The following is a 16,797-nucleotide window of genomic DNA, read 5'->3' on the forward strand; positions in this document are numbered from 1 at the left end:
TCAATCATAAGGCGGACTTCATGTCTGCCTTATTTATTTCTACATTAAAAAACTGCTTTAAAATCAACCGCACTTTTCACACAAAAATGCTTAAATTTATGCTATAATTTGTCACAATTTTTTGATCAAAAAAGGAATAAAAATGACGGATTCAATCCATTCCTCTATTACTCCAGTCAATATTGAAGAAGAGCTCAAATCTTCTTACCTTGACTACGCCATGTCGGTGATTGTTGGGCGTGCTTTGCCTGATGTGCGTGACGGTTTAAAACCAGTGCATCGACGTGTGCTTTTCTCCATGGATCAATCTGGCATCACTGCTGGCAAAAAATACGTAAAATCTGCCCGTGTGGTAGGTGATGTAATCGGTAAATATCACCCTCACGGTGATTCTGCGGTGTATGACACCATTGTGCGTATGGCACAGCCATTCTCATTGCGCTACATGTTGGTGGATGGGCAAGGTAACTTCGGTTCAATCGACGGTGACGCACCAGCGGCAATGCGTTATACCGAAGTCCGTATGCAAAAAATCACCCAAGCGTTATTAACTGACTTGGATAAAGAAACCGTGAATTTCTCGCCAAACTATGATGGCGAATTAATGATTCCAGATGTATTGCCAACCCGAATTCCTGCACTTTTAGCAAACGGTTCTTCTGGTATTGCGGTGGGGATGGCAACGAACATTCCACCACACAACTTAAATGAAGTTTTAGATGGTTGCTTGGCTTATATTGATAACGAAAACATCACCATTGATGAATTAATGCAATATATTCCTGGCCCAGATTTCCCAACAGCGGCATTAATTAATGGCCATAAAGGGATTGAAGAAGCTTATCGCACGGGGCGCGGCAAAGTGTATGTTCGCGCGCGTGCTAGCGTAGAAACCACAGATAAAGGCAAAGAGCAAATCATTGTGACCGAATTGCCTTATCAAGTGAACAAAGCAAAATTAGTAGAAAAAATTGCTGAGCTTATCAAAGATAAAAAAGTCGAAGGCATCAGCAATATTATCGACCTTTCTAACAAAGAAGGTATCCGCATTGAAATCGACATCAAACGCGATGCCGTAGGCGAAGTCGTATTAAATCACCTTTATGCGCTTACCCAAATGCAGGTGACCTTCGGGATCAACATGGTGGCCTTAGATCACGGTCAACCACGTTTATTCAACTTAAAACAAATCATTGAAGCCTTTGTGATGCACCGTCGCGAAGTGGTGATTCGCCGTTCTTTATTTGAATTGCGTAAAGCCCGCGAGCGTACCCATATTTTAGAAGGTTTAGCGGTTGCAACATCAAATATCGATGAAATCATCGACATCATCCGTCAATCGAAAGAGCGTAAAGAAGCAGCAGAAAAATTAATTTCTCGCCCTTGGAAACTCAACAGTGAGATCTTAGGCTTACTTGATGCAGCGGCACGCCCAGCTGAATTAGCCGCTGAATTTGGTATTCAAGGTTCTGATTACTACCTTTCTCCAGAACAAGTTGATGCAATCTTAGAACTTCGCTTACATCGTTTAACCGGTCTTGCTACCGAAGAAGTGATCAATGAATACAAAGAGTTATTGGTTAAAATTGCAGAACTTCTCCACATCATCAATAGCCCTGAACGCTTGATGGAAGTGATTCGTGAAGAACTTGAACAAGTACGTGCACAATTCGCCGATGAACGTCGTACTGAAATTACTGCGGCTTCTGGTGACATTGATTTAGAAGATCTAATCGCTCAAGAAGATGTGGTTGTGACCCTTTCTCACGAAGGTTATGTGAAATATCAACCACTTACTGACTACGAAGCACAACGTCGTGGTGGTAAAGGTAAATCTGCAACGAAGATGAAAGATGAAGACTTCATCGAAAAACTCTTAGTCGCGAATACTCACGATACGATTCTCTGCTTCTCTAGCCGTGGTCGCTTATATTGGTTGAAAGTCTATCAATTACCACAAGCCAGCCGTGGTGCGCGTGGTCGCCCAATTGTCAATATTCTACCGTTACAAGAAAACGAGCGTATCACCGCAATCTTGCCAATCTCTGCTTATGAAGAAGATAAATTCGTCATCATGGCAACCGCTGGCGGTATTGTGAAGAAAATTGCGCTAACCGAATTCAGCCGTCCACGTTCAAGCGGTATCATCGCCTTGAACTTACGTGATGAAGATGAATTAATCGGTGTGGATATCACTGACGGTTCTAACGAAATCATGTTGTTCTCTTCACAAGGTCGCGTGGTGCGTTTTGCTGAAAGTGCAGTCCGTGCAATGGGTCGTTTAGCAACAGGTGTACGCGGTATTAAACTTGCCCTTACTAATGACATCGCTGACGATGAAAGTGCGGTCGAAATTGAAGATGTTTCTGACGATAATGCAGAAGAAACACTCGATCTCAATATCGATAAAGTCGTATCCTTAGTTGTGCCGAAAAATGATGGTGCAATCCTTACCGCAACGCAAAACGGTTATGGTAAACGAACCCAACTAAGCGAATACCCAACCAAATCCCGTAATACTAAAGGGGTGATTTCGATTAAAGTGAGCGCACGTAACGGTAAAGTCGTTGCAGCGACACAAGTAGAAGAAACCGACCAAATTATGCTTATTACCGATGCAGGTACCTTAGTGCGTACTCGTGTAAGTGAAGTAAGTATCGTTGGTCGTAATACCCAAGGAGTTCGTTTAATTCGTACCGCAGAAGATGAGCACGTAGTCAGTCTTGAACGTGTTTGTGATGTGGATGATGAAGACGAAGGCACTGAAGATGTAACTTCTGAAGAATAAATAATCTCTTCCAATAAATAAAAGCCCCGCGTTTTAACACGCGGGGCTTTTTTATTGTTATCTAAAAATCTCTTTTAGGGATCTATTCTATTGATGAAAACTACTCGCCTTCTTCTAATTCATCAGCCATTGCCGCAAGAATTTCACGGGTTAAATACGCCAATGAGCGATAGAAAGGAAGTGTTGTGTAAGTTTCTACTTGGGTTAAGAATTTCGCTGCGCAAGGTAATAAGAAATCACCGAATAAATCTTGTTGAGCAGATAGCGATTCCGTGTTGTCTTCTAACCAAGAAGCCGTAAGCAATAACAAAGCGAAATGATCCACATTCTCTGCCTCAGGTACATTACGCGCATGACGAAAATCCACAAAACGTTGCACATCCATATCATAACTAGAAATAGCCGTTGGTACGTTACCGTTTGGGCCAAACAATTTTTGATATTCTTGATCAAGCAACGTTAAATCAATTTTCATTTGTAAATTATCAATGGCTGCTTCGCTTTCTTTATCCGTAGAAAGTGCCCACACTTGACTTAACCCTTGTTGCTGTAACCAATCAAATACCCCACTCAAAATTGGATCTGTGGGGCTGCGATAAAATAAATTGCCAAATAGGCGGCTTATTAAAGAAAAATTATTCACTTGAGTTTCTGACATCTATTTGCTTTCCTATGATTGTGCTCACGATTGAGCTAAAAGTGCGGTCAATTTTGCCGTTGTTTTTTCGGTAGCTTCGTCAATCATCGCTTGCCGAGCAGCATTATCGATAATATGAATATCCCCAAACAGGGTGTAATCCACATTCTCGATACCGCAATAATTAAATAAACCATTGATCAAACAATGATTAAGAGATTTATCTACACCGTATTCTTGATATTGCGCCACGCTGCTACCAATGGTGATAAACTGTTGCATTGTTTTACCTTGAAGCAGACCTTTAGATTCACCATTTTCTGTTTTATAAGCAAAACCATGGCTTAATACACGATCCAAATACCCTTTCAAGATTGCGGGAAAACCCATCCACCATAAAGGATAAACCATCGTAATCAAATCTGCTTGGCGAATAAAATCATGCTCTTGCTGAATTTCCGCTGGAATTATACCCTTATTGGCCGATTGTAATTCTTCAAAGGAAATAATTGGATTAAATTCCATGGTGTAAAGATCGCGCAAATGGGTTTCAACACCAAGCTGTTGGCTTGCTTTTACAACGCGCTCTACGATAGCACGACCAAAACTTTTTTGACTGTTAGGATGTGCAAAAATAATTAAATGATTCATTCTGTTACCTTTTTAACTAACAGTGTAATGCCATCAACGCGTTCTACCACAACAAGATCACTCACTGTTAAATGCTCGCCTTGAATGCGCCATGTGGTATCACCAAAGGCTCCACGACCAATACCATTAGAACCGATTTCTAATACAGTGCCTTTTTTACCTAACAGAGTATGATCTCGTTGATTTAAGGTCGTACGTGATTGGTCCTGATTATCTTTGCTATGTTGGTATTTCCACCAAAGCAGCGAGAGAATAATCGCTAAAATCGCATAAAAAACGGCTAAAGTGGTTAAGGATAAACTTGGCATTAACGCCATTACGCCTGCTGTCACAATCGCGGCCAAGCCCCACCACAATAAAAACACGCCAGGTACGAGGGTTTCAGCGATTAATAATACAAAACCTAATACTAACCAATGCCATACCGACCAAGTTGTTAACCAATCTGCCATATCAACTCCTTGAGAGAAAAAGTGCGGTCATTTTTAACCGCACTTTAGGAAATTACGCTTTTTTGTCGCCTTTTAACAGTTCGGCAATGCCGGCGACCGAACCAATTAAATTGCCAGCTTCAAGTGGCATCATGACCACTTTGCTATTCGGTGAACCACCGATTTGTTTTAAAGCTTCTGTATATTTTTGTGCGATAAAGTAATTGATCGCTTTGGTATCACCGCTAGCAATTGCTTCTGACACCATTTGAGTTGCTTTCGCTTCCGCTTCTGCTGCACGTTCACGCGCTTCTGCTTGTAAGAAGGCTTCTTGACGTTCCCCTTCCGCTTTCAGAATACGGGCTTGTTTTTCCCCTTCTGCACGTAAAATTTCCGCCTGACGAATCCCTTCCGCTTCCAACACTTCCGCACGTTTATTACGTTCTGCTTTCATTTGTGCGTTCATGGAATCAATCAATTCACGCGGTGGACGCACATCACGAATTTCAATACGGGTAACTTTAATCCCCCAAGGATTCGTCGCTTCATCCACAATTGCCAACAAACGACCGTTAATAGAGTCTCGTTGGGAAAGCATTTCATCCAATTCCATCGAACCTAATACGGTACGAATGTTAGTCATGGTTAAATTGATAATCGCCTGTTCTAAATGATTCACCTCATAAGCAGCGCTACGGGCATCAATCACCTGGACGAAACAAACCGCATCAATAGATACGTTGGCATTATCCTTAGAAATGACTTCTTGTGACGGGATATCTAATACCTGTTCCATCATATTGATCTTACGACCAACACGATCCACAAACGGCACCACAAAGTTTAAGCCCGGCATTAAGGTGTGGGTATAACGTCCAAAACGCTCAATCGTCCAATTATAACCTTGCGGTACAGTTTTAAGTGCCGAAAATAGCACAACAACAACTAATACAATAAAGACAATTGCGGCAATAGATAAGCCTTCCATAGATTGCTCCTTAATAATGAGGAAATATAAGAAAAGTCTATCAAATTAGACCGCACTTTGTACATAAATATATTTATCGTTTTCTCTTATAAATTCAAAAAGATGCGTAATGCAATTCGGGGCATCTAAATCTTGATGGGAAACAAATAAAAGCTGTGTTTCACTATTATTTACCAGTTGTTCGATAAAATGTTTCACTAACTTGCGATTTAACCCATCAAGCCCTTGAAAAGGCTCATCTAAAATTAAAACAGGTGGATGCTTTACCATCGCTCGTGTGATTAAAAGCAAACGTTGCTGTCCCCAAGAAAGTGAACGAAATGGCGTTTTTGCTAAATGAGTCAGATTTAAACGAGCTAACCACTGCATGGCTTTCAAACGAATCGCCTCTGGCACTTGTTGATAAATCCCTATACTGTCAAAAAAGCCAGAAATAATCACATCAAGCACAGAACAATTCACACGATAATCTAAATGCAGTTGGCTACTTACGTAACCCATTTTTTGTTTAACATCCCAAATGGTTTCACCTGAGCCTCGTTGTTTACCAAAGATCACCACATGATTCGCAAATGCTTGAGGATGATCACCTGTAATTAACGAAAGTAAGGTGGATTTCCCTGCACCATTTGGTCCTTTAATCCACCAATTTTGATTTGGCTGAACAACCCAATTTAAATGATCCAAAATCACTTTATCACCATACTGAACCGTGACACTTTTAAGTTCAAAGTGAGGTTGGTTTTCAGGCAATTTTAGTAATGGTGAGGCTGGCTCAGGCAACGCTACATCAACAGACTGCTCCGCATACACTAATTGTTGATAAATACTTTGTTGCTCAATGGATTGGCGTTCACCTTCTAATACTAATTCTAAATTTTCCAAGATGGCTAAATGAGTTGTTTCAGCAGGAATATCGGCCAGACGATTAACGATTAGAACAATCGCACATTCTTTTTTCAGCTCGCTCAACATCACCATCCAATCTTGTGCTGATTGCTGATCTAGCCCTTCAAAAGGCTCATCTAAAATTAATAAATCAGGCTTTTGTAATAATGTTTGAGCCAATAAGACTTTACGCGTTTCTCCGGTGGAAAGTTTGATAAAGAAACGATCTAAGAGATAAGTAATCCCTAATTTTTCTGCAATTTGTTCACAAAAAATGCGCGCCGTACTACCATTTAAAATGGTTTCTCTTGCCGTTTGACCAAAAAAATCAGGAGCGGTATCATCATTATTTAAATTCTTCAATGTCGCTTCAAGAATTTCTCGCTGTTTTTCAAAAGAAAAGGAGTGAACACGTTTAAAAGAATTATGATACACCCCTTCCTGCAAAGCCAATTCATTTTGCAAAGCTAAAGCAAACGCTGATTTTCCACTCCCATTGCTCCCCACCACAACCCAATATTGTTGTGGCTCAATCGCAAAGTGCGGTAAGTTTAAGGTCTGTTTTTGATAAAGTTCAAATTTTGCTTGCTGAATTAAAAGTGTCATTCTCTTTCCTTTAAAAACAAAAGGCGAGCAATTTGCCCGCCTTGTCAGATTAATTTAACTAACCGTTTTTACGCTCTTCTTCGATACATACTGCTGCTGTAAATAATACGTCAGTTGAAGAGTTTAGCGCAGTTTCTGTTGAGTCTTGTAAGATACCAATCACAAAACCTACACCGATCATTTGCGCTGCGATGTCATCATTGATACCGAATAAGCTACAAGCTAATGGAATTAATAATAATGAACCGCCTGCTACGCCTGATGCACCACAAGCACAAAGCGCTGCGACAAGACTCAATAACACTGCACTAACAAAAGACACTTCTATACCTAATGTATTCACTGCTGCTAAAGTTAATACAGTGATCGTAATCGCGGCACCTGCCATATTAATATTCGCACCTAATGGAATGGCCACAGAGTAGGTTTCTTCATCAAGATTCAACCGTTTTGCTAATTCAATGTTTACTGGAATGTTTGCAGCAGAACTACGCGTAAAGAATGCAGTAACACCACTTTCGCGTGCGCAAGTCCACACTAATGGATATGGATTACGACGAATTTTCCAATAAACGAGAATGGGGTTAAGCACAAAGGCAGTAAATAGCATTGTACCGATTAAGACGAATAATAAGTGAACATATCCACCTAACGCAGATAAGCCTTTGTCAGATAATGTTTCAGCCACTAAACCGAATACACCGAAAGGTGCAAATGAAATAATCACGTGAACAATTTTAGAAATGCCCTCTGCAAAATCAGCTACGACTTGTTTAGTTGCATCAGAAGCATGACGAAGCGCTAAACCTAAACCGATAGACCATGCCAATACACCGATAAAGTTTGCTTTGAAAATTGCATTTAATGGGTTATCAACCACGTTCAATACTAAAGCAAGCATCACTTGACCAACTGATTGAGGCGCAGAGCTCGCATCTTCTTTTACCGCAAGCGCTACATCTGATGGGAATACCATACTTGCAATTACTGCAGCAACGGCTGCCAAAAAGGTGCCCATAAGATAAAGCACAACAATTTCTTTCATATTGCTTTTAGAGCCAACTTTCTTGTTAGCCAATGCAGCCATAACAAGGAAGAAAATCAAAATTGGCGCAACTGCACGTAATGCTTTCACAAAAATTTGACCTAACACACCAAAGCTAGATGCAAGATCGATACCAGCTGAATTTTTTACATTTTCATTAACCAACGCAACAAGAATCCCGAGTACCAAACCAATGGCAATTCGTTTTACTAAATTACCTTGGAACAAAAAATGAAATAAACGCGATGTATTCATAATAGTTTTAAATAAAGATTAAGTTGAACTTCAGATCGTTACGATCCACCGAAACAGAGTAAAGATAGCTTAAATTTTGTTTAAAAGAAAATTTTTTCTTTATTATTTTGTTAAAAAATTGAGCTTTTTAAACTCGAAATGAATTTTTCTAAAATTTTCGCCTATAAAAAATTTTTTGCCCACATTGACACACTGTGTTTAATTACAGTATATTATAACTGTATAAATAACCAATGATTAAAACACACTAGCTAAAAGGAACACAAGATGATGAATTACGCAAATACAGTTGCACAAAATGACATGACGTTTTCTTATCATCCAATGCCATTTTTCAACGATGTTGAAAGCAAATCAACATTTAATAAAAAATTAGATCTCAACCTTTATTGTATCAAACGTCCTCAACAAACTTGTTTTATTCGGGTAACAAATCCGAATATCCTAGCCTGGGGAATTGAAATGGGCGATATATTAGTAGTTGAAAAAAATAACGCTCTTTTTATCGGTGATCTTGTTGTATTAGAAAAACAAGATGAATTCCATATTTATGAATTTGCAGGCCTAAGTGGCAATGAATTTGTCTTTATAGCATTGGATTCTAAGATAGAAAATATCAAGACAACAGAGTGGGCAAGCCTTCCTCTAGTTGGCACTATAACGAATACTATCCATCAATTGAGACAAAGGAGAGATTTGATGAAATTTGTGGATTAAGCTAATAATTCGATAACCATAATAAAAAAATTACGGTTAAAATTAACCGTAATTTTTATTCAAAGAAACATTACCGCTACATTACTCGACGTGATTGTGTATAATTTCTTGCCCAATAACTTTCATCTAATGAACTGATCGTCACACCTTGGCTTGAACTTGCATGCATAAATTGGTTGTTACCAATATAAACGCCTACATGGTTATTTCGACGGAAGAATACTAAATCGCCTTTACGTAATTCATGCTTTTGGATTTGACGACCTAAATAGCGTTGTTCTGAAGTTGTGCGAGGAAGTTCCACACCATAAGCATCAAGGAAAGCGGTTTGCATAAATGCAGAACAGTCAATACCGTGTTTTGTGCTTCCCCCCATTCTATAACGTGTACCACCCCATTCGTTATAAACTTGAGCAAGTGCTTTATCACCAATTAAACCAGGTTTAGGACGGTTTGTTCTTAATTTAGGGTGAAGGCCATCTTTCTTTCCATCTAAACCAGAAATTAACCCCGTAAGCTCCACATCATCGCTCTCTGTAATTACACCATTATGGGCATGCCTAGGGCTGTTAGAACAGGCTGTTGTTAATACAGCCAATCCTACAATAATCAAAATCTTCTTTAACATAGCTTTTAATAATAAAAAAATATAAAAATAAAACTTATCGGATTTTATCAAAAAGTCCTTTTAACTGCCAGTTTTTATTGAATTTTTATGCAATTTTGTGAGTTATCTCTCAAAAAATCAAGGCTACTCATTTGAGTAGCCTTTATAGAAGATTTCAATCAATTATTTTTTCTTCGCTTTTGCGTTTGGAAGGTCAGTAATTGAACCTTCAAACACTTCAGCCGCAAGACCAACAGATTCGTGAAGTGTTGGGTGAGCATGAATGGTTAATGCGATATCTTCTGCATCACAACCCATTTCGATCGCAAGACCGATTTCACCTAATAATTCACCACCATTAGATCCAACGATTGCACCACCAAGTACACGGTGAGTATCCTTATCGAAGATTAATTTAGTCATACCTTCAGCACATTCCGAAGCAATCGCACGACCTGAAGCAGCCCAAGGGAATTTAGCCACTTCGTAGTTTAAACCTTCTTGTTTACATTCTTTCTCAGTTTTACCTACCCAAGCCACTTCTGGTTCAGTATAAGCAATAGAAGGAATGACTTTTGGATCGAAGTAGTGTTTTTTCCCTGCGATCACTTCTGCTGCAACGTGACCTTCGTGAACACCTTTATGTGCTAACATTGGTTGTCCTACGATATCACCGATTGCGAAGATGTGTGGTACGTTGGTGCGCATTTGTTTGTCAACATGAATGAAACCACGCTCATCAACTTCAACACCTGCTTTACCTGCATCAATCAATTTACCATTTGGCGTACGACCGATAGCAACAAGTACAGCATCATAACGTTTAGTATCGTTACATGCTTTACCTTCCATTGAAACATAGATACCGTCATCTTTTGCTTCAACTGCAGTTACTTTCGTTTCAAGCATTAACTTGAATTTTTTCTCGATTTGCTTGGTGTAGATTGCTACCACATCTTTATCTGCTGCCGGGATAACTTGGTCGAACATTTCAACCACTTCAATCTCTGAACCTAAAGAGTGATACACTGTACCCATCTCTAAACCGATGATACCACCACCCATGATAAGAAGTTTTTTCGGTACTTCTTTTAATTTAAGTGCATCTGTTGAATCCCAAATACGTGGATCTTCATGTGGGATAAATGGTAATTGAATTGGACGAGAACCCGCTGCGATAATTGCATTATCAAATTTAACAGTAGTTGGGTTACCATCACGATCACGTGCAACTAATGTATTTGGGTCAGTAAATGCTGCTAAGCCTTCAACTACAGTCACTTTACGTGCTTTTGCCATACCCGCTAAGCCACCAGTTAATTTAGCAACTACTGCTTCTTTACCTGCACGAACTTCATCTAAATTGATGGTTGGTTCACCAAAGTAAACACCATTTTTAGTTGCGTGTTTTGCTTCTTCAATTACTTTCGCTACGTGAAGTAATGCTTTAGAAGGGATACAACCTACGTTTAAACATACCCCACCTAATGTTGAATAACGTTCAACAAGTACTGTTTCTAAACCTAAGTCCGCACAACGGAATGCCGCTGAATAACCTGCTGGACCAGCACCAAGTACCACAACTTGGGTTTTAATTTCTTTACTCATTTTTACCTCGTAAAAACGTTCAAATTTTTGACCGCACTTGCGATCCTTTCTGTAAGATGTGAGCCTAATCACTCACATCTTACCGCGTTAATTACATCACTAAGCGACGTAAGTCAGCTAATACGCCATTGATATAGCTTAAGAAACGAGCACCATCAGCACCATCAATCACACGGTGGTCAAAAGATAATGATAATGGAAGCATTAAGCGTGGCTCAAATTCTTTACCATTCCATACCGGTTGCATTTCTGATTTAGATACACCTAAAATAGCTACTTCAGGTGCATTTACGATTGGTGTAAAGTGAGTTGTACCAATACCACCTAAGCTTGAAATGGTGAAACAACCACCTTGCATATCAGAACCTGAAAGTTTACCGTCACGTGCTTTTTTGGAGATTTCCATTAATTCACGAGAGAGTTCGATAATGCCTTTTTTGTTCACGTTTTTAAATACAGGTACCACAAGACCGTTTGGTGTATCTACTGCTACACCAATGTTGATGTATTTTTTAAGTGTTAATTTTTGACCGTCTTCAGAAATAGAGCTATTGAAACGTGGGAATGCTTCTAATGCTTTCGCTACCGCTTTCATAATGAACACAACAGGTGTAATTTTCACATCCAATTTTTGTTTTTCAACAATCTTGTTCTGTTCTTTACGGAATGCTTCTAAATCGGTGATATCTGTACGATCGAAGTGAGTAACATGTGGAATCATTACCCAGTTACGATGTAAGTTCGCACCAGAGATTTTGTTGATACGGCTTAATTCAACTTCTTCTACCTCACCAAATTTGCTGAAGTCAACTTTCGGCCACGGTAATAAACCTAAGCCTGCGCCGTTTGCCACACCATTACCCGCTGCTGCAGAAGATACAGTGCCTGTTTCAAACGCTTTAACAGCGGTTTTCACGTAAGCTTGAATATCTTCTTTCACGACACGACCTTTACGGCCCGTACCTTTTACGCGATCAAGGTTAATACCGTATTCACGCGCTAAGCGACGAATCACCGGTGTTGCGTGTGCATAACCTGCGCTTGCTACAACTTGTTCTTGGCTTAAACCAGATACATTACCTGATTGTGCTGCCGGCGCTGCTGCCGGTGCTGCTTGAGGCGCTGGAGCTGCCGCTGCAGGAACTGCTGCAGGAGCGGGTGCGGCACCTGCCACTTCAAATTTCATAATTAATGAACCAGTTGAAACTTTATCACCTGATTTCACTAAAATTTCTTTTACCACACCCGCAAACGGCGCTGGCACTTCCATTGAGGCTTTATCGCCTTCAACAGTGATTAAAGATTGCTCTTCAGAAACGCTGTCACCAACGGCAACCATGATTTCAGTTACGTTAACTTCATCGCCACCGATATCTGGCACATTCACTTCTTTGATTGCTGAAGCTGTTGGTGCTACTGCAGGTGCCGAAGCTTGTTGAGCTGGCGCTGCGGCTGGTGCTGCACCCGCCACTTCAAATTTCATGATTAATTTGCCAGTAACAACTTTATCGCCCACATTGATTAAAATTTCTTTTACGACGCCAGCAACAGGAGCAGGCACTTCCATTGACGCCTTATCACCTTCAACATTGATGATTGATTGGTCAACTTCAACGGTATCGCCTACTTTCACCATAATATCAGTCACGTTTACTTCGTCTGAACCGATATCGGGTACATTGACTTCAACTACACTTGCAGCTGCTGGTGCGGCTGCCGGCGCAGGTGCTGCTGCAGCAGGTGCTGCCGCATCAGCTGACTCTAAAACAAGCATTGGTGTGCCAGTTGTAACTTTATCACCCACTTTTACTAATACTTCTTTTACCACACCAGCTTCTGGTGCTGGTACTTCCATTGAAGCTTTATCACCTTCAACATTAATAATACTTTGATCAGCGGTAATGGTATCACCTACTTTCACCATCACTTCTGTTACGGTAACTTCATCACTACCGATATCAGGAATTTGAATTTGTTTTGACATGTTATCTTACCTTTAAAAAACGCAGTTAAAATCAACCGCACTTTATTTGTAGATGCTCCTGTGTGCTCTTACACACAGGATGTTTTTATTAAGCGTAAAGCGGATTTAAAATTTCAGTTTTTAAACCAAATTTTGTAATTGCATCAGCCACCACTTTCGCATCAAATTTACCTTGTTTTGCAAGCTCATGTAATGCAGCGACCACCACATAGCGTGCATCCACTTCGAAGTGTTCACGTAAGTTTTCACGGCTATCTGAACGACCGAAACCGTCAGTACCTAATACGTGATAGCTTTGTGCAGGAATGAATGCACGAACTTGTTCTGCGAACAACTTCATGTAGTCTGTAGCCGCAACTGCTGGTGCATCATTCATTACTTGTGCAATGTAAGGCACACGTGGTTTTTCAGTTGGGTGTAGCATATTCCAACGTACGGCATCTGCACCTTCACGCGCCACCTCTGTGAATGAAGGTGCGCTATACACGTCAGAGCTTACGCCATATTCATTTGCAAGGATTTGAGCAGCCTCACGAACGTGACGGAAAATTGCTCCAGAACCTAATAATTGAACATGACCTTTGTTGCCTTTCGCTTCAACGGTTTCAAATTTATAAAGACCTTTACGAATACCTTCTTCTGCGCCTTTTGGCATTGCTGGTTGTTCGTAAGTTTCGTTTAATGTGGTGATGTAATAGAACACATTTTCTTGTTTTTCACCGTACATACGGTTGATACCGTCTTGTAGAATAACTGCCACTTCATAAACGTAAGCAGGGTCATAAGACACACAGTTAGGAATAACCAGAGATTGAATATGGCTATGACCATCTTCGTGTTGTAAACCTTCACCATTTAATGTTGTACGGCCAGAAGTACCACCAATCATGAAACCGCGAGCTAATTGGTCACCTGCTGCCCACATTAAGTCACCCACACGTTGGAAACCAAACATTGAGTAATAAATAAAGAATGGAATCATCGGAAGGTTATTTACAGAGTATGAGTTCGCTGCAGCTAACCAAGATGATGCTGCACCTAATTCATTGATACCTTCTTGTAATACTTGACCATCTTTCGCTTCACGGTAGTAAGCGACTAACTCACGGTCGGAAGGCACATAGTTTTGACCATGCGGGTTGTAAATTCCGATTTGACGGAATAAACCTTCCATACCGAAAGTACGCGCTTCATCAGCAATAATTGGCACAATTTGTTTACCAATATTTTTATCTTTCAATAAGGTATTTAAGAAACGTACAAATGCCATTGTAGTTGAAATTGGACGAGCTTGCTCTTCCAATAATGGTGCAAATTCTTCCAATGCTGGCACTTTAAATTCAGTCGTAAATTTTGGTAAACGTTTTGGTAAATAACCATTTAACGCTTTACGTTTGCCATGAAGATAATTGTACTCTTCCGAACCTTCTGGGAAGGTGATGTACGGATAGTTAGGAATATCTTCATCTTTAATATCTAATTGGAAATAATCACGGAAAGATTTTAAGCTTTCGAGAGACATTTTTTTAGATTGGTGTGCAGTATTTTTACTTTCTGCTTCAGGAATTTTATAACCTTTAACCATGTGCGCTAAGATCACAACAGGCTTCCCTGCAGTTTGCGCTTTGTGGAATGCCGCATAAAGTTTTTCTGAATCGTGACCACCGCGTCTTAACGCCCAGATTTCATCATCTGTCATATCAGCGACTAAAGCCGCAGTTTCTGGATAACGACCGAAGAAATGCTCACGAATATACGCACCGTCTTTAGATTTAAAGGTTAAGTAATCGCCGTCAAGGACTTCCATCATCAACTGGGTCAATTTACCAGAAGTATCTTTTGCAAATAATTTATCCCAGTCTGAACCCCACATTACCTTGATCACTTCCCAACCTGCACCAGCAAATAACCCTTCTAATTCTTGAACGATTTTGCCGTTACCTGTTACAGGACCATCTAAACGTTGTAAATTACAACTCACTACAAAGATTAAGTTATCTAAACCTTCACGTGTGGCGAATGTTAAATCACCTTTCGATTCGATTTCATCCATCTCACCATCACCAAGGAATGCATAAACTTTTTGATCTTTGGTGTCTTTTAGACCGCGATTATCTAAGTATTTTAAGAAACGAGCGGAATGAATTGCATTCACTGGGCCTAACCCCATAGATACAGTCGAGAATTGCCAAAATTCTGGCATTAATTTCGGGTGAGGATAAGAAGAAAGGCCTTTACCTGGCTCACATTCCTGACGGAAATTATTCATTTGATCTTCAGTAATGCGACCTTCAACAAATGCTCGAGCATACATACCTGGTGCAGCATGACCTTGGAAGAAGACTAAATCGCCGCCATTCTTATCTGTCGCCGCTTTAAAGAAGTGGTTAAAACAAACTTCATACATGCTTGCTGCAGATTGGTAAGTTGAAATGTGGCCACCTAATTCAAGATCTTTTTTCTGTCCACGCAATACCGCCATGATAGCATTCCAACGAACAGCACTACGAATACGACGCTCAATCGCTTTATCACCTGGATATACAGGTTGTTCAGAAGCGGGGATTGTATTGACATAAGGGGTAGTAAATCCACCTTTAGCAATATTCACACCACCGTTACGAGCCTGTTCAATTACTTGATTCATAATGTAATGCGCACGCTCTACGCCTTCTGCACGAATCAATGAATCAACCGCTGACAACCAATCCTGCGTTTCAATTGGGTCAATATCGTTTACTAAGGTATCTGACATAGTCTTTCCTTATTTTTACTGAGTGAAAATAAAATTTGGTTCATAACCAAACGCGAAAATGAAAATTAAGCTTGCATCCATGTTACAAACATTTAACAAATGTTATAAATTTTAGAAGATTTTTTATAATAAAGATAGTAAATTTTCATTATACTGGTGCATTTACCAGTATTATTTTTGTGCAGATTGTCAATCGTACAATTATTTTAGTACAATTCTGATACTTATTGCCTATTAACATGATAACGCTGACTAAGATTAATTTAAAGCGTCAATAAAGATTTTTCATTTAGTCCAAGGAAAAATAATGAACACCACTACTCGCCGAATCTTTTCCTATAAGCATATAGCCTTAGTAGCTCATGATAGTTGTAAGCAAAATTTACTTACTTGGGTTCAAAAACATAAATCCGCACTCGCCCATCATCAGCTCTATGCAACGGGCACGACAGGTCATCTTTTATCGAAAGAAACAGGACTGAAAATAACTTCGCTATTAAGTGGCCCGATGGGAGGAGATCAACAACTTGGTGGCCTGATCGCTGAGAAAAAAATTGATATGCTGATTTTCTTTTGGGATCCGATGAATGCGGCTCCACATGATCCCGATGTAAAAGCCTTAATGCGTATTGCAACTGTTTGGAATATTCCAGTGGCAATCAATCAAAGCACTGCCGATTTTCTATTAACATCAAGCTTATTTGATCAAGAAATCAATATTGGTATCCCTGATTATGACGGGTATTTAAAAGCTCGCTTGGATTAAAAGTTAAATAAGCTCAACCTAATAAAAAAGGAGATAAATTACTTTATCTCCTTTTGATTGTTTAGCCGTTA

The 16,797-nt window shown here is 39.8% G+C and carries 13 protein-coding genes; 3 read left to right on the forward strand and 10 right to left on the reverse strand.

Annotated elements, in window-relative coordinates:
• Positions 1-142 precede the first annotated feature (142 nt).
• Complete coding sequence (gyrA, locus tag EL215_RS09545; protein WP_126471769.1) at positions 143-2,788, forward strand: DNA topoisomerase (ATP-hydrolyzing) subunit A; 2,646 nt, start codon at positions 143-145, stop codon at positions 2,786-2,788.
• A 100-nt stretch (positions 2,789-2,888) separates the two neighbouring features.
• On the opposite strand, the gene EL215_RS09550 is transcribed toward gyrA, so the two are convergent.
• The 6 genes from EL215_RS09550 to sstT are packed head-to-tail and all read right to left on the reverse strand — an operon-like array spanning position 2,889 to position 8,289.
• Entirely contained in the window at positions 2,889-3,446 is a 558-nt protein-coding gene (locus tag EL215_RS09550) for a TorD/DmsD family molecular chaperone (protein WP_049355360.1), read from the reverse strand.
• A 24-nt stretch (positions 3,447-3,470) separates the two neighbouring features.
• Entirely contained in the window at positions 3,471-4,076 is a 606-nt protein-coding gene (locus tag EL215_RS09555; protein WP_126471771.1) for an NAD(P)H-dependent oxidoreductase, read from the reverse strand.
• On the reverse strand, positions 4,073-4,528 hold the full coding sequence (locus EL215_RS09560) for an NfeD family protein (RefSeq protein WP_126471774.1): 456 nt from the start codon (positions 4,526-4,528) through the stop codon (positions 4,073-4,075). The genes EL215_RS09555 and EL215_RS09560 overlap by 4 nt, the downstream gene beginning before the upstream one ends.
• A 52-nt stretch (positions 4,529-4,580) precedes the next feature.
• Positions 4,581-5,495 (reverse strand): SPFH domain-containing protein, encoded by a 915-nt coding sequence (locus tag EL215_RS09565; protein WP_049366068.1) that lies wholly within the window; start codon positions 5,493-5,495, stop codon positions 4,581-4,583.
• Between the two features lie 45 nt (positions 5,496-5,540).
• Positions 5,541-6,989 (reverse strand): molybdate ABC transporter ATP-binding protein ModF, encoded by a 1,449-nt coding sequence (modF, locus tag EL215_RS09570; protein WP_126471776.1) that lies wholly within the window; start codon positions 6,987-6,989, stop codon positions 5,541-5,543.
• Between the two features lie 58 nt (positions 6,990-7,047).
• Positions 7,048-8,289, reverse strand: coding sequence for a serine/threonine transporter SstT (gene sstT, locus EL215_RS09575; protein WP_126471778.1), 1,242 nt, complete (start codon positions 8,287-8,289; stop codon positions 7,048-7,050).
• A gap of 267 nt (positions 8,290-8,556) precedes the next feature.
• Between sstT and EL215_RS09580 the strand changes: the two genes are divergently transcribed.
• Positions 8,557-9,006, forward strand: coding sequence for a S24 family peptidase (locus EL215_RS09580; RefSeq protein WP_126471780.1), 450 nt, complete (start codon positions 8,557-8,559; stop codon positions 9,004-9,006).
• 76 nt (positions 9,007-9,082) lie between these two features.
• Here EL215_RS09580 and EL215_RS09585 read toward each other — a convergent pair whose 3' ends face one another.
• From EL215_RS09585 to aceE, 4 genes are all read right to left on the reverse strand, one after another.
• Positions 9,083-9,634, reverse strand: coding sequence for an NlpC/P60 family protein (locus EL215_RS09585; RefSeq protein ID WP_126471782.1), 552 nt, complete (start codon positions 9,632-9,634; stop codon positions 9,083-9,085).
• Between the two features lie 162 nt (positions 9,635-9,796).
• Positions 9,797-11,221: a dihydrolipoyl dehydrogenase gene (gene lpdA / locus EL215_RS09590; RefSeq protein WP_126471784.1), complete on the reverse strand. Its 1,425-nt coding sequence runs from the start codon at positions 11,219-11,221 to the stop codon at positions 9,797-9,799.
• Positions 11,222-11,312: 91 nt separating this feature from the next.
• Positions 11,313-13,205, reverse strand: coding sequence for a pyruvate dehydrogenase complex dihydrolipoyllysine-residue acetyltransferase (gene aceF / locus EL215_RS09595; RefSeq protein WP_126471786.1), 1,893 nt, complete (start codon positions 13,203-13,205; stop codon positions 11,313-11,315).
• 88 nt (positions 13,206-13,293) lie between these two features.
• The gene (aceE, locus tag EL215_RS09600; protein WP_126471788.1) at positions 13,294-15,960 is read right to left on the reverse strand and encodes a pyruvate dehydrogenase (acetyl-transferring), homodimeric type; all 2,667 of its coding nucleotides are present in this window, start codon (positions 15,958-15,960) and stop codon (positions 13,294-13,296) included.
• Between the two features lie 307 nt (positions 15,961-16,267).
• On the opposite strand from aceE, the gene mgsA reads away from it, so the two are divergent.
• Positions 16,268-16,726, forward strand: coding sequence for a methylglyoxal synthase (gene mgsA / locus EL215_RS09605; protein WP_126471790.1), 459 nt, complete (start codon positions 16,268-16,270; stop codon positions 16,724-16,726).
• Positions 16,727-16,797 lie beyond the last annotated feature (71 nt).

This window comes from Haemophilus parainfluenzae (genome assembly GCF_900638025.1).
GTDB lineage: Bacteria > Pseudomonadota > Gammaproteobacteria > Enterobacterales > Pasteurellaceae > Haemophilus_D > Haemophilus_D parainfluenzae_J.

Bases quoted from the DNA above. Each gene is read 5' to 3' on its own strand.
- gyrA (WP_126471769.1), top strand. From the start codon at position 143: ATGACGGATTCAATCCATTCCTCTATTACTCCAGTCAATATTGAAGAA.
- EL215_RS09550 (WP_049355360.1), bottom strand. From the start codon at position 3,446: ATGTCAGAAACTCAAGTGAATAATTTTTCTTTAATAAGCCGCCTATTT.
- EL215_RS09555 (WP_126471771.1), bottom strand. From the start codon at position 4,076: ATGAATCATTTAATTATTTTTGCACATCCTAACAGTCAAAAAAGTTTT.
- EL215_RS09560 (WP_126471774.1), bottom strand. From the start codon at position 4,528: ATGGCAGATTGGTTAACAACTTGGTCGGTATGGCATTGGTTAGTATTA.
- EL215_RS09565 (WP_049366068.1), bottom strand. From the start codon at position 5,495: ATGGAAGGCTTATCTATTGCCGCAATTGTCTTTATTGTATTAGTTGTT.
- modF (WP_126471776.1), bottom strand. From the start codon at position 6,989: ATGACACTTTTAATTCAGCAAGCAAAATTTGAACTTTATCAAAAACAG.
- sstT (WP_126471778.1), bottom strand. From the start codon at position 8,289: ATGAATACATCGCGTTTATTTCATTTTTTGTTCCAAGGTAATTTAGTA.
- EL215_RS09580 (WP_126471780.1), top strand. From the start codon at position 8,557: ATGATGAATTACGCAAATACAGTTGCACAAAATGACATGACGTTTTCT.
- EL215_RS09585 (WP_126471782.1), bottom strand. From the start codon at position 9,634: ATGTTAAAGAAGATTTTGATTATTGTAGGATTGGCTGTATTAACAACA.
- lpdA (WP_126471784.1), bottom strand. From the start codon at position 11,221: ATGAGTAAAGAAATTAAAACCCAAGTTGTGGTACTTGGTGCTGGTCCA.
- aceF (WP_126471786.1), bottom strand. From the start codon at position 13,205: ATGTCAAAACAAATTCAAATTCCTGATATCGGTAGTGATGAAGTTACC.
- aceE (WP_126471788.1), bottom strand. From the start codon at position 15,960: ATGTCAGATACCTTAGTAAACGATATTGACCCAATTGAAACGCAGGAT.
- mgsA (WP_126471790.1), top strand. From the start codon at position 16,268: ATGAACACCACTACTCGCCGAATCTTTTCCTATAAGCATATAGCCTTA.